The following is a 13,816-nucleotide window of genomic DNA, read 5'->3' on the forward strand; positions in this document are numbered from 1 at the left end:
GTCCGGCTGTTATGCCTTTCCGGTCTGCCGCCCGACCTCAGCGCGCAGCCTCTGCACACGCTCGCGGGCACCCTCGGGCATCGCCTCGTCAGGGATGTCCTCCAGCTCGGCGATCTGCCGCACCACCAACTCCCCGCCGTCACCGAACGGCGCGCGCGAGGCCCACTCGACGGCCTCCGCCTTCGACTTCACCTGGATGATCCAGAACCCGGCGATCAGCTCCTTGGTCTCGGCGAACGGGCCGTCGACCACGGTTGCCCTACCACCGGAGAACTTCACCAGCGCGCCCTTGGACGTCGGGGCCAGCCCGTCGACGGCAAGCAGCACACCGGCCTTGACCAGTTCCTCGTTGTACCGGCCCATCGCCTCGAACAGCTCCGGCGGCGGCATGACACCGGCTTCGGACTCGTCGTTGCCGTGGACGATCATCATGAAACGCATGGGGTGTCTCCCTGGATTCCGGTACGGACCCGCCTGCCGGATCCGGCCTGCTGCCAGTGCGTCGAACGGGCACCCCGAGGATCGACACAGTCGGAGGTTTTTTCTTCAAAAATCTTTTCCAGTCGTACGGATCAGTGGTGGAACGCCGTCCGCGGCTCCTCCGCCGGCAGCGGCCCGGACAGTCGCTCCAGGTACCGCGTCTCCGTGACGATGTCCGCCAGCAGACCGCCGGCCAGGTCCATGCTCAAACCGTTCCGTACGACGATCCGCTGCACCGTCATGTCCGCCAGGTTGTCGGGCATCGGGTAGGCCGGGACAAGCCAGCCCCGCATACGAAGCCGCTCCGACAGGTCGTACAACGTCCAGTCCTTCGTATGCCCCCGCGCCTGCCGCCACGCGAACACCGGGATGTCCGACCCGTCGTTCCACAGCTCGAACGCTTCCATCGCCCCGACCCCCTCCGCGAGGAAACGTGCGACGTCCTGGCAACCCTGCTGCACCGTGCGGTAGCCGCCCCAGCCCAGGCGCAGGAACTGGTAGTACTGCAACAGGATCTGCGCCCCGGGGCGGGAGAAGTTGAGGCCGAACGTGGGCATGTCGCCGCCCAGATAGCTGACGTTGAACACGAGGTCCTCGGGCAGCAGGTCACGGCTGCGCCACACCACCCAGCCCAGACCCGGGTAGACCAGACCGTACTTGTGCCCTGAGGTGTTGATGGAGTGCACCCGCTCCAGGCGGAAGTCCCACACCAGGTCCGGCTGGAGGAACGGGGCGACCATCGCGCCCGACGCCCCGTCCACGTGGATGGGCACGTCAAGGCCGGTGTCCCGCTGGATCCGGTCGAGTGCGGCGGCGATCTCCCGCACCGGCTCGTACATCCCGGTGTACGTGACACCCATGATCGCGACGACACCGATGGTGTTCTCGTCCACGACCGACGCCAGGGCCGAGCCGTCCAGCATCGGGTGTTCCTCGGAAATCGGCACGTAGCGCGCCTCGACGTCCCAGTAGTTGCAGAACTTCTCCCACACGACCTGCACCGCCGAACTCATGATGAGGTTCGGCCGGTCCGTGGGTTTGCCCGCCGCCCGCCGGGCGTGCTGCCAGCGCCGCTTGAGCGCAAGACCGCCGAGCATGCAGCCTTCGGACGACCCGGTCGTCGACGTGCCGATCGTCCCGGTCGGGTCGGGGGCGTTCCACAGCGATGCGAGGATCTTCCAGCAGCGGTCCTCGATGTCCGCGGTCTTGGGGTACTCGTCCTTGTCGACGATGTTCTTGTCGAACGACTCGCTGTAGAGCCGGGACGCGTGCGGATCCATCCACGTCCCGACGAACGTCGCCAGGTTCAACCGCGCGTTCCCGTCGAGCATCGCCTCGTCGTGCACCACCTGGTAGGCGGTCTCCGGCAGCATCGGCCCGTCGGGCAGCTGGTAGCGCGGGACGGACCTGGCCTCCCCCGGGCGGGTGAACAGGGGGTTCAGCTCAAGGTCGTCGTCCGACATCTACGGGCCTTTCGGAGGGTGGAAACGCGCGGCCACCTGCGTGTTCCCCGGACCGGGAGGACTACGCCCCGGTGCGGGCAGTGGATCTGCGGGCACCGGGGCCCGGCGTGGACCTCGTCTGACCGCACCCGGGCCTGGCCGACTCAGCCCCAGGCGCCCGCGATCTGCCGGGTGGCGGCGTTGAGCCGGTTCCAGACGTTGATCGTGGCGATCGAGAAGAGCAGCGCGGCCAGTTCCTGCTCGGTGTAGTGGTCGGCCGCATCGCTCCAGACGTCGTCCGGAACCGGGTCAGCCCGGCCGCCGCCACCGGTTCGTTCATGCCCACCAGGGCCTTCATCGCGCCGGGCAGGATGACCGCGGGGTTGCCCATACGTGCTTCCATGATTCTTCTCCGCGGTTCGAGGCCAACCGGCCCCAACTGCGGTCGGTGGCCTACCGGATGCTCGGCTCGTCGGGCGGGTATGCCTCGACATGCTGCGGTCCCGCCGGTCACGGCGTGAGGATTTCATGGGCGAGCGCATGCCCGACCCGATCGTGAGCCACGGCGACGGAGTCGACCCCGAACACGAAGCACTCCTCGCCGATTCGATGGGTCCTGCGCGCCGGTGCCGTCAGAGCTTGACGGCGTGGAGGACCTGCATCCCCCGTGGCCCGATGGTGTCGTGCTGGATCTCAAGACCAGCCGTACGGCACTGCTCGGCCAGCCACTGCCGAGCCAGCCGCAGTTTGGGATAACTGCCGACCTGGAGCTTCCAGCCGTTCTGCGAACGAGTGTTGAGCACGTCGTGGACCAGCACAGTGTCGTCGTCGAGATATTCCAGGAAGCAGGTGAGCAGCTGGTCGTCGGTTTCGCGTACGGAGATGAAACGGTCGGCGCCCTGGAGTTCCCTGGTGAGGTCGCGGTAGGTGACAACGAAGTGTCCGCCCGGGCGGAGCGCGTCGACGACATCCTTGAGCAGCGCCTGCACGTCGGCCCTGGCGGGCAGGTGGGGCAAGGTGTCGCCCATGCACACGATCACCGCGGCGGTTCCGGGCCCGGTCACTGTCGGAAGTACGTCACGGATGTCCCCCTGTAGGGTGCGGATCGCGGGGACGCCCTGCGCGTACTCCGCGAGTTCCCTGAGCAGTCGCAGACTCGTGTCAACGGCTATCACCAGGGAAAAGCCGAGACGTGCCAGTGCCAGCGACTGCACCCCGGGACCGCACCCGAGGTCGATGGCGATGTCCGCCGCAGACTGCGGGTGTATGCCCAGGTCGTGCAGGAGTTCGGCTTGTCCCGTGGCTGCTGCCTGGACGTCGCCGCCCAGCATCCAGGTGTAGTACTCGGCGAGTAGCTCGGCGTATCCGACTCGCCCGCCTTCTTCAGATCGCGGGAGTGCATGTGTCGGCGCAGACGCCACAGCCGTTGATCTGACTCACCCGCAGGTTGAGCAGGTTGCTGGTCACCGCTACGCACCGGGCCAGGATGGAATTCTCCCGTGCCAGGTCGATACGGGTTCCGCCGGAACTGATCCGCGTGTGCTGGAGCTTCCCACCCAGGGCCGGGTCGCGGCTGCCCGCTGATTACCGGGCCGCCGTGGCCTGCGCCAGCAGCCCGTCGACGAAGGCTTCCAGCGCCGGCGGATAGGTGTCCTGGGCGCTGACCACCGACCATCGGACGCCGATCGCGGCGAGGTTCGGCAGCCGGTCCGGGTCCAGTCTGGCGGTGAAGTCGGCGACATCGCTGTCGGTGAACCGGCTGATGCCGGAGTCCAGGCTGGCGGAGTGGGAGCGGACCAGGATTTCACCGACGGTGTAATACCAGAGGCTGCGGAAGATGACGACGGCCTGGTCGTGGGTGCACCCGTAGTCGACCGCTCCGGCGAGGATGGATTCGACCGCCAGCAGGGCTGGTTCGCCGACGCGGCCGAGGAAGCCGTCGGTGGTCAGGGTCTCCGCCGCCCAGGGCCACGCGGCAAGCGTGTCGTGCATCGCGGAGGTCGCCACGATGATGCGTTCCCGTGGGTCGTCGGGCAGGTCGGGCTGCGGGCTCTGCCCGATGTATTCGTCGAGCAGCTGGACGAGCAGGTCTTCCCGGTCGCGTACGTGGTGGTAGAGCGTCGTCGTCCCGATGCCGAGTTCCGCGGCCAGGCGGCGGACGGTCAGCTTCTCCCAGCCGTCCCGGTCGATGATCTGCCGGGCCGCGACGAGGATCTGCGCGCGCGAGGTCACCGGAGGCCGGCCGGTGCGGCCGTTTGACGTACTGGAGCGGGGCATCGCCCCATCATGCCCGCGGCTTTCCGGTGGCCGCCACGTGGCGGCGCGGCAATGTGCGGACAGCGGGATTCTTCTCTGACGTCTCGACAGCGGCGAGGTTTCGCGGTTACTTTTGGAACATGTTCCGAAAGTAACCTCATCCCAGGCCGAGAGGACCGAACTGCCATGTCAATCAAGGAAAAAGCACACCCGGGGCCAGTCGCGGGCAGGGCGGCCAGGCCCGGGGTCACCCTCGCCGTGGTGGCCGTCGTACAGTTCATGGTTTCGCTGGACCTGTCGATCGTGAACGTCGGTCTGCCGCAGATCGCCTCCGGCCTCGGCTTCAGCCCGGTGGGCCTGACCTGGGTCATCCACGCGTACGCGCTCACCTTCGGCGGACTGCTCCTGCTGGGCGGCAAGGCCGCCGACCGCTACGGCCGCAAACGGCTCTTGTTACTCGGACTCGGAGTGTTCGGCGTCGCCTCGCTCCTCGGCGGCTTCGCGCAGGAACCCGGCCACCTGGTCGCCGCCCGCGTCGCCCAGGGCATCGGGGCCGCCGCGCTGGCACCGGCCGCGCTGGCGCTGCTGACGTCGACGTTCCCCAGCGGCAGGGAGCGGGTGAAGGCGTTCGGTGTGTGGAGTGCGGTGAACGCGGCCGGAGCGGCGTTCGGCGTACTGATCGGCGGTGTGCTGACGGAGTACGCCAGCTGGCGCTGGGTCATGTTCGTGAACGTGCCGATGGCCGCAGTGGCGCTGCTCATGGCACTGCGGGGCATCGTCGACGGTGCGCCCCCGGCGCGCGACAGCCGTCCCGATGTCCTGGGCGCGGTGCTGGCAACGGCGGGGCTGACGCTGCTGGTGTTCGGTGTCGTACGTGCGGACCAGCACGGATGGAGCTCAGCGGTGACCCTGACCACCCTGGCCGTCTCCGTCGTGCTGCTCGCCGCGTTCCTTCACGTCGAGCGGACCACCACCCGCGACCCGCTCGTCCGGCTCGGCCTGTTCACGAACCGAGCCGTCGCGGGAGCCAACGCGTACAACCTGCTTGTCGGCGCGGCGATGGCCTCGTCCTTCTACTTCGCCTCCCTCTACATGCAGCGGGTCCTCGGAAGTGGTCCGGCGTTGGCCGGACTCCAGTTCCTGCCGTTCGCCCTCGGCGTCGTCGCGGGATCCGTGGTGGCCGTCAAGCTCGGCTACCGCTACCCGCCGCGCACACTCCTGATCATCGGCGCACTGGTGACCGCCGCCGGATTCGCCTGGTTCGGCCAGATCAGCGCCGACGGCTCCTACGTCACGGACGCGCTCGGCCCGTCCATCGTCGCCAGTGTGGGCTTCGGACTGTGCCTCGCGCCGATCGTCTCCCTCGCCACGATCGGCGTAGCGCCGGAGGAGGCCGGCACCGCCTCGGGCCTCCTCGCCAGCTCCCGCCAGATCGGCGCGTCCCTCGGCCTGGCGGCACTCGGCACCGTGGCACACAACCGCACGGGCGACGCAGTCACCCCCGACGCCCTCAACAGCGGCTACGCGCTGGGGCTGACACTGTGCGCAGCTCTCCTGGCCGCCGCCGCACTGGTGGCCGCGACGGTGCTCCGCCGAGTGAGCTGAAGGCCGAACCTTTTGTACGGCGACCCCGCCGCCCGCGACGCCTCTGTTAGCGCGTCGGGGCGGCGGGGTCTCTTCCGCGCAGCTCCGGAGCAGGCTCGGCCGGCCGCGAAGCGGCAACCGATGGCGGCGATGGTGACGACCCGGGTACGGCTCGGCAGCTACTCGCGTCGTGGGAAGTTCCGCAACCGCTCCAGCTGCTCCCAGTGGCGCGCTGTAGGAAAAGGAAGTCGGCGGAGTGCACCGCCGACAGGACGGTCAGGATCGCGAGCCTGGCCGGCTCATGGACCAGGCGGTCGAGGACGGGTGTGTCGTCATGTTCCGGCATTGCCGTTCCCGGGGTCGAGGCTCGCAGGAGGGCCCACGGGTCCTTGGCCGCCCTTGGCCGGGGTCCGCTAAGGATCCTTGTGCCTTCATTAACGAATTACCGTTAACGTCTATACATCAAAGACCTGGAGATGTGGCAAAACGGTCAAAAGTCGCATTATTCGCAGATCTTTCAGATGCAACATAATTCCCGCTATGTAATCTGATTCGTCACTTAGTCCGCTGTGACGAAAGTGGGTGAAAAAAAGGGGTCGGGGGAATGCCCCGAAACCGGCGTGGGCGCGCTGGTTGAGCTTCGCAGCGGGCCAGGAAGCGGGTGACCTAGGAAGAACTCCAAGAATCGGCCTGCCACCGCCGAACGTGACTGCCGAACCGACCCCTGTGCTCGGGGGTCCGGTCCTGCCTCCGGACCCGGGCAAGGGTGCGTGCCAAAATATCTACCCGCCAGTACCATTGCGCCCAGATTCACTGAGAGCCGCACACCGATGCCCTGACACACAGCGGAGACATGACCTGTCGAGTGCGTCTTGTAGCTAGACCAGTAGACTCAACGGCTGTGGCGGACACCCAGTACGAAGACCTGTTGCAACTGGTACTCACCTCCGGGACGGCCAAAGCCGACCGGACGGGAACCGGCACCCGAAGTGTCTTCGGGCACCAACTACGCTACGACCTCTCACGGGGGTTCCCGCTGGTCACCACCAAAAAGGTGCACCTCAGGTCCATCGTGTACGAACTGCTGTGGTTCCTGCGCGGCGACTCGAACGTCGGCTGGCTACATGAGCACGGCGTCACCATCTGGGACGAATGGGCCGACACGAACGGTGAACTCGGCCCGGTCTACGGTACGCAGTGGCGCACCTGGCCCACCCCTGACGGCAGGCACATCGACCAGATCAGCGATGTTCTGGACACCCTGCGCCGCGACCCGGACTCCCGCCGGATGATCGTCTCCGCCTGGAACGTCGGCGAGCTGACCAAGATGGCACTCGCGCCGTGTCATGCCTTCTTCCAGTTCTACGTCGCCGACGGCAGGCTCTCCTGCCAGCTGTACCAGCGCAGCGCGGACCTGTTCCTCGGCGTCCCGTTCAACATCGCCAGCTACGCCCTGCTCACCCACATGGTGGCGCAGCAGGCCGGCCTCAAGCCGGGCGACTTCATCTGGACCGGCGGTGACTGCCACATCTACGACAACCACATCGAGCAGGTGACAGAGCAGCTCTCGCGCACTCCGTTCGAGTTCCCCGGGCTGCGTCTGCGCCAGGCGGACTCGCTTTTCGACTACGCCTACTCCGATGTGGAAGTGCTCGACTACCGGCACCACCCGGCCATCAAAGCCCCGGTCGCGGTGTGAACGTCGGGCTGATCTGGGCGCAGACCCTCGATGGCGTGATCGGCGCGGGCAACGCGGTTCCGTGGCGACTGCCTGAGGATCTGGCGCATTTCAAGGCAACCACCCTTGGCCATCCGGTGGTGATGGGGCGCAAAACATGGGATTCGCTGCCCCCTCGGTTCCGCCCGCTGACCGGCAGGCGCAACATCGTGGTGACGCGCGATCCGCACTGGGTGGCCGAAGGCGCGGAACGTGCCGGGTCCGTCGCCGAGGCTTTGGAACTCGCAGCCGAGTCGTTGGAGCCGACCGCCTCCGCTGCGGCATGGGTGATCGGCGGCGGGGAAATCTACCGTGCGGCCCTGGGAAATGCCACGACGCTTTCGGTGACTGAAGTCGACTCGACGGTGGACGGCGACACCTACGCGCCGACACCGGACGCGAGTTGGAAAGTCACCGAGGACAAAGGCTGGAAGTTCTCGACGTCCGGGCTGCGTTACCGCATCCGCACATACGAGCGGTGATAGTCAACCCCACAACCCTGATCAACTTCTGAACTGGCTCCCGTGCTCAAACGCGCAGGTCAAGCGCGCACAGCTGCCGGTTCGCCGGAAGCTGTGCGCGGAGTTTCCGCGCAGGGAAACCGCCCTGGCACGAGGCGGTACGGCGAAGCGTAATACTTTGCGAGCCGGCCACCCTTGACCAGCTCTACGGATTCACCTTGGTACGCGTATGGAGAAAGATCTGGAAAATAAGTCATTCACGGCAACGGAACCGTCCACAGCACCACCGTGCCGCCGACGGCGGCCCGTTCGACGGTGCAGGTCCCGCCGACGGCCTGCGCCCGGCCGAGGAGGTTGTCCAGACCACTGCGCCGGACAAGCGTCGCGGGGATCCCGGTCCCGTCGTCGGTGATCCGCAGGGTCAGCCCGCCGTCGGCGACCTCGGCTGAGACCTCGGCCCGGGTGGCGGCGGCGTGCTGGACGATGTTGGACAGGCCCTCGCGCAGTACAGCGATCACATCGTCGGCGAGCGAGTCAGGGACGAGGGTGTCCAGCAGTCCGTTGAGCCGCAGCGCCGGACCGAAGCCCAGGGCGGCGGTCGCCTCGTCCGACTCACGCAGGATCCGGGTGCGCAGACCCGTACCGCCGCTGCGGTCACGGGCCTTGAGGGAGAAGATCGTGGACCGGATGACCTTGATGGTCTCGTCCAGGTCGTCGACGGCGCGGGTCACCCGTTCGGCCGCCGACGGGCTGGTGATCTGCGGCAGCGCGCTCTGCAGCGTCATCCCGGTGGCGAACAACCGCTGGATGGCCATGTCGTGCAGGTCCCGGGCGATCCTGTCGCGGTCCTGGAAGACGGTCAGGAGCTCGGCGTCGCGGCGGCGTTCGGCGATCTCCAGGGCCAGCGCGGCGTGGTCGGCGAACCCGGCGACCATCCGTACGACGGCTTCCGGGAAATCAGGCCCGCCGGCGTTGTTGGCCACCTGCAGGACACCCCGGATGTGCCCTCTGGTCCCCAGCGGCGCTATGAAGACCGGGCCCAGCCCCAGTGCGGCGACCATGGACCCCTCAGCCTGGGGGTCCGTCCGGACGTCCTGGCTGACAAAAACCTCCCCTGAGCTGTAGACCTTGTCGGCGAGGACCGAACCGCGGGCCAGGATCAACCCGTTCAGCTGGTCGGCCCGGTCACCGTCGGCTGCCGCGACGACGAGGTCCGCGGTGTCCGGCACGGGCGCCAGTACGGTCACCAGGTCGGCGGAGGCCATCTCCCGCGCCGTCGCGGTGAAAGCCCGCAGGACATCGCCGGGGTCGTCGCCGGACAGGAGGCTGCGGGTCAGTTCCGAACTCGCCGAGAGCCAGCGTTCGCGGTGCCGCGCCTCGTCGTACAGGCGGGCGTTGTCGATGGCGACCCCCGCCGCCGCGGCCAGCGCGCGCAGCAGCGCTTCGTCCTCGTCGTCGAAGTCCATCCCGCCACGCTTCTCGGTCAGGTAGATGTTGCCGTACACCTTGTCGCGGGTCTGGATGGGGACACCCAGGAAGGTGCGCATCGGGGGGTGCCCGGGCGGGAAGCCGTACGAGTCCTCATGGACGTTCAAGTCGTGCAGCCGCAACGGCTGCGGTTCCCGGATGACCAGCCCCAGGATGCCCTGGCCAGCCGGGTAGGGCCCGATGCCGGCGATCGTCACCTCGTCCATGCCGACGGTCAGGAAGCGGGCCAGGCCGTCCTCGTCGCCGATCACACCCAACGCGCCGTACTCGGCGTCGACCAGCGTCACCGCGGATTCGACGATCCGCCGCAGCACAGTCTCCAGGTCCAGGTCGCCGCCGACCGCGAGCACGGCCTCGAGGAGGTTGTGCACACGGTCCCGGGTGGCCCGGACCACTCCGACGTGCGTCTGCAACTCGTCGAGCAGTTCATCCAGGCGCATACGCGGCAGCGGAAGATGCGGTGTCGGCTTCTCGGACATGTCTCTCCCCGTCCGCCCGCTGTAAGCGACACCGCACCGGATGGTTTCCGGTGCTCACCGCTTCGGTCCACCGTGGCGTCAGGGCCCAGGCTAGTCGTTCGCCCCGCAGCCACCGGAAGGGGGAACCGGCCAACCTTACGGATGGTCCGGGTGGTTTTGTGGTTGCGGACCGCGATGCCGACCGTACGGTGACCTGCTTCGCCGGCCCCGCTCCCCCGGCTGGAACCGGGTGGAGCGGCTGGAACCGGGTGGTGGAGTGGGTGGAGCGGCTGTGCCGCCGGTGCTTCCGCACGATCCGGTTCTTCCGGTGCCCAACACGACACCAGAGGCCGTATAGGCCAGAAACTGTCCTAGCTGAGGGGCCGTCATGGTTGGCAGCGGGCCGCCTTCAGCGCGGCCCTGTTCTGCCCGTCACCGGGCTTCGACCTGCCAACTGCTCACCGGATAGTCGACGTAACGCCGGGCGGTGGCGCATGAGCCTTCCCCCCTCGCCGCCCCGGTCCGTCGAACGCGCCGACAGCGGCAGAACCAACCAGTACGGTGTCTAGTTTTCTGCCGCCTCCTTCCAGCGGATCGGCGGCGCCCGCGTTCCCGCAGGTCAACGCCCCCGCGCGGGGGGCCGCGCCCGGCAGAACCGCCGCTCGGACTGGAGTGCCGCTGGAGTTCCGCACCATCGGGCTTCCGTACGGTCGCCTTGCGACGGAGCGTCGATCTTGAAGGTCTGCCGTGCACCACGGTTGATCCGGCCGTTCAACGTGAGGAGTGGTGGCGAATATGCAGCAGGTCCAGGGCGCACAGGTCACGACATCAGGGCACGATCCCAAACCCGACGGTCCGAGCCTGTGGCTCAACAGCTCGCAGCACCGCCTGATCACGGCGTCGCTGCAGTCGCTGGCGCAGGAGATGAACGACATCGCCGAGCAGGCGTCCGCGCTGCTCACGGCGCCGGCGGGGGGTGTGTCCACCGACTCCGAGGTCTTCGCGCGGATCGCGCGCAGAACCGTTCCCCGCTGGCATTTCGCGATGCTGAACGACACCGCGCGCAACGACGCCCTGGCCGACGTCCTGGCGCGCGGCATCCCGGCCGGGGCGACCGTGCTGGACATCGGCTCGGGGAGCGGGCTGCTCGCCATGGCGGCGGCCCGGGCGGGCGCGGCGCGAGTGATCACCTGCGAGATGAATCCGCTGCTCGCGGAGGTGGCCCGACAGGTGGTCGACGCCCACGGGTTCAGCGACGTCATCACAGTGATCGGAAAGCCGTCCACCGCGCTGGAGGTGGGTCGTGACCTCGACGGCCCGGTGGACGTGCTGGTCTCGGAGATCGTCGACTGCGGGCTCATCGGCGAGGGCCTGCTGCCGTCGATCCGGCATGCGCGCCGGCATCTGCTGAAGCCCGGCGGGGTCATGTTCCCTTCCGCGGCCCGGATCCTCGGCCGTCTCGTCAGCAGCGAGGACATCCTGCGGCTCAACCAGGTCACGACGGCCGACGGCTTCGACGTCTCGCTCATGAACGCACTGTCCACCCGGGGTCATTTCCCAGTGCGCCTCAACACCTGGCCCCACCGGTTCCTGTCCGAGGCTGCCACGGTCGTGGAGTTCGACCTGACCGAGGACCCCCTGGAGCCGTGCGAACGCCAGGTCGACCTCGCCGCGAGCGCCGACGGGGAGGCACACGCCCTGGTCGTATGGTTCGAGCTGGACATGGAGGTCGGCACCACGCTGGCGAACTCCCCGGAGAACACCCGGTCGCACTGGATGCAGGGGTGGGTCCCGCTGGAGAAGCCCGTTCAGGTGAAGGCGGGTGAGACGGTCCCCCTCCGGCTCCGGTGGAGCGACTTCGCCCTCAGCGTGCACGTCTGACCGACACCGCCGGCATGCCCACCCCGCCCTGCTGGCCGTACCTCTTCCGATCCGGACCAAGGAGCACGCAATGAGTCACGTACCGCAGCACGTCCCGTTCGCGCTCAGCGGCACCGAACTGCGCGACGCCATCGTGCAGTACGCCACGAACCCGGTCTTCCTCGACAACCGGGACTGGCAGAACAACGACAACCCCTACCGGCGCCAGCTGCGCCCGCAGGTGCTTCCGCACCTCGACTTCGACAAGGTGCCGGGCCGGGAGAACATCCTCGACTACACGAGCCTGACCGTGCAGCGCCTGCTCACCTCCGTCTACGAGGCGGACCTGGTGTTCTTCCCCAAGTCCGGACTCAAGGGCAAGGAGGAGGACTTCCACGCGTTCTACAGCCCGGCCAACCGGGCGCTCGGGGAGCGGATACGCCCGGCCCTGGAGCGGTACGCATTCGGTTTCCTCGACGACGAGGTCGAGACGTCCGGGAAGTGGACCAAGGCGAGCCTGGACAGTTACCTCGACTCGCTGGACATGGGCGGCGGCGAAGAGCTGTCACCGGTCGAGGAGGCCGTCACCGGCTCCACCGACCCCGCGCGCGCCGCCCGCATGTGGCTGGTGCAGTTCGCCCCCGACTTCCTGTCCGAGGCGTCGCCGATGATACGTAACGTCCTCGGCTACTACGGCCCGGTCCAGTCCGAGTGGTTCAAGGTCGTCATCGACGAGTACGGCTACGGCGTGCACGACACCAAGCACAGCACCCTGTTCGAGCGGACGCTGGAGTCCGTCGGCCTGGAGTCCGATCTCCACAGGTACTGGCAGTACTACCTCAACAGCAGCCTGCTGCTGAACAACTACTTCCACTACCTGGGAAAGAACCACGAACTGTTCTTCCGCTACATCGGCGCCCTGTTCTTCACCGAGAGTTCGCTGGTCGACTTCTGCCGGCGTGCCGACCGGCTGCTGCACGGCGTCTTCGGCGACTCCGTCGACACCACGTACTTCACCGAGCACGTCCACATCGACCAGCACCACGGCCGGATGGCACGCGAGAAGATCATCGCGCCGCTGATCGAAGCCCACGGCGAGGGGATCATCCCCGAGATCGTCCGCGGCATCGAAGAGTACCGGGCGCTCGTGGAGGTCGCCGACACGGACTTCGTCGCGCAGATCGCCTGGATGGACGACCAGCCGGAGCTCAAGAAACTGCACGGTCCCGTCTACGAGGCCATCAAGGAAGGCCGGGTGGAGGCGCCGGTGGCGCACCTGGTCGAGCCGTTCAACGAACTGTCGAACACCCACTGCCACGAGGGCGACGAGCTCTGCCACATCGTGTCCGGCACCATGCGCTTCGAGAGCGGGCTCGGCTCGTCGCTGACGCTGGAGGCCGGAGAGGGAGTCGTCATCCGGCGCAACCGGCTGCACGGCGCCGACATTCTGTCCGAGGAGTGCGTCTACGAGATCCACTCGGTGGGGGATTACCGCACATGCCTGTCGTGAGTTTCCCTGTCGCGGGGCAGGTGAACTGCGTGGTCGTCGCCGGCACGGCCTACGTGTACGCCACGGTCGACGGCCGCGGCTTCGTGATGAGTGCCCAGTGCCCCCACCGCGGCGGCCCGCTGCACCTGGCCGGTGTGACGCCGGACGCCAGCCGGCTCATCTGCCCCTGGCACGACCGGAAGACGTCCGCGGCGCGGCTCCGGGCCCAAGTCCCGGCCGTACGGACCGGGAACCGGGTCACCGCGGTCTTCCCCGACCGTCCCGCCCGCGGCCTGACGGCCCCCACCGCCGGGTGCGGCGGGACGAGCCGTGAGTACCGGCCGCTGTCGGCCGCGCTCACCCGTCCGGGTGCGGCGGTCTGATCCCACCCCGGAAACGCCCGCCGCCCAGCGGTGCAACGGCCTGGGCCGCACCGGTGTTCTACAAGTGGCGGCGCGTGCGCCGCGGGGGCCGGGCCCGGCCCCCGGCGCCCCCGCCCCACCCCTGGCCCCGAACCCGGGGTGGGGGCCCATGTGGGGGGCACCCCGAATCCCCGTGTTCGGTTGTTAGGGACCAGCCGT

At 68.1% G+C, this 13,816-nt stretch carries 11 protein-coding genes; 6 read left to right on the forward strand and 5 right to left on the reverse strand.

Annotated elements, in window-relative coordinates; all coding sequences use genetic code 11:
- Positions 1-9 precede the first annotated feature (9 nt).
- The 4 genes from AC0Z36_RS09990 to AC0Z36_RS10005 form a co-directional block, all read right to left on the reverse strand.
- Positions 10-441 (reverse strand): YciI family protein, encoded by a 432-nt coding sequence (locus tag AC0Z36_RS09990; RefSeq protein ID WP_485462397.1) that lies wholly within the window; start codon positions 439-441, stop codon positions 10-12.
- Between the two features lie 131 nt (positions 442-572).
- A complete protein-coding gene (gene gad / locus AC0Z36_RS09995; RefSeq protein WP_485462398.1) occupies positions 573-1,943 on the reverse strand; it encodes a glutamate decarboxylase in 1,371 nt (456 codons plus the stop codon).
- Positions 1,944-2,554: 611 nt separating this feature from the next.
- Positions 2,555-3,253, reverse strand: a complete 699-nt coding sequence (locus AC0Z36_RS10000) for a class I SAM-dependent methyltransferase (RefSeq protein ID WP_485462399.1) — start codon at positions 3,251-3,253, stop codon at positions 2,555-2,557.
- A gap of 253 nt (positions 3,254-3,506) precedes the next feature.
- Positions 3,507-4,199: a TetR/AcrR family transcriptional regulator gene (locus tag AC0Z36_RS10005; RefSeq protein ID WP_485462400.1), complete on the reverse strand. Its 693-nt coding sequence runs from the start codon at positions 4,197-4,199 to the stop codon at positions 3,507-3,509.
- A gap of 165 nt (positions 4,200-4,364) precedes the next feature.
- On the opposite strand from AC0Z36_RS10005, the gene AC0Z36_RS10010 reads away from it, so the two are divergent.
- The 3 genes from AC0Z36_RS10010 to AC0Z36_RS10020 all read left to right on the forward strand — a co-directional run bounded on the left by AC0Z36_RS10010 (position 4,365) and on the right by AC0Z36_RS10020 (position 7,961).
- Positions 4,365-5,783: a DHA2 family efflux MFS transporter permease subunit gene (locus AC0Z36_RS10010; RefSeq protein WP_485462401.1), complete on the forward strand. Its 1,419-nt coding sequence runs from the start codon at positions 4,365-4,367 to the stop codon at positions 5,781-5,783.
- Between the two features lie 880 nt (positions 5,784-6,663).
- Positions 6,664-7,461, forward strand: coding sequence for a thymidylate synthase (locus AC0Z36_RS10015; protein WP_485462402.1), 798 nt, complete (start codon positions 6,664-6,666; stop codon positions 7,459-7,461).
- Complete coding sequence (locus AC0Z36_RS10020; RefSeq protein ID WP_485462403.1) at positions 7,458-7,961, forward strand: dihydrofolate reductase; 504 nt, start codon at positions 7,458-7,460, stop codon at positions 7,959-7,961. The genes AC0Z36_RS10015 and AC0Z36_RS10020 overlap by 4 nt, the downstream gene beginning before the upstream one ends.
- A 236-nt stretch (positions 7,962-8,197) precedes the next feature.
- Here the strand turns inward: AC0Z36_RS10020 and AC0Z36_RS10025 are convergent, their stop codons facing one another.
- Positions 8,198-9,907 carry a sensor histidine kinase gene (locus tag AC0Z36_RS10025; RefSeq protein WP_485462404.1) on the reverse strand — a complete coding sequence of 570 codons (1,710 nt, stop codon included), beginning with the start codon at positions 9,905-9,907 and terminating at the stop codon, positions 8,198-8,200.
- Between the two features lie 774 nt (positions 9,908-10,681).
- Here AC0Z36_RS10025 and AC0Z36_RS10030 point away from each other — a divergent pair.
- The 3 genes from AC0Z36_RS10030 to AC0Z36_RS10040 all read left to right on the forward strand — a co-directional run bounded on the left by AC0Z36_RS10030 (position 10,682) and on the right by AC0Z36_RS10040 (position 13,618).
- Complete coding sequence (locus tag AC0Z36_RS10030; RefSeq protein WP_485462405.1) at positions 10,682-11,767, forward strand: 50S ribosomal protein L11 methyltransferase; 1,086 nt, start codon at positions 10,682-10,684, stop codon at positions 11,765-11,767.
- A gap of 70 nt (positions 11,768-11,837) precedes the next feature.
- Positions 11,838-13,256 (forward strand): iron-containing redox enzyme family protein, encoded by a 1,419-nt coding sequence (locus AC0Z36_RS10035; protein WP_485462406.1) that lies wholly within the window; start codon positions 11,838-11,840, stop codon positions 13,254-13,256.
- Complete coding sequence (locus tag AC0Z36_RS10040; RefSeq protein ID WP_485462407.1) at positions 13,244-13,618, forward strand: Rieske 2Fe-2S domain-containing protein; 375 nt, start codon at positions 13,244-13,246, stop codon at positions 13,616-13,618. Before AC0Z36_RS10035 ends, AC0Z36_RS10040 begins: the two co-directional genes overlap by 13 nt.
- Positions 13,619-13,816 lie beyond the last annotated feature (198 nt).

The organism is Kitasatospora sp. UYEF31, assembly GCF_057291755.1.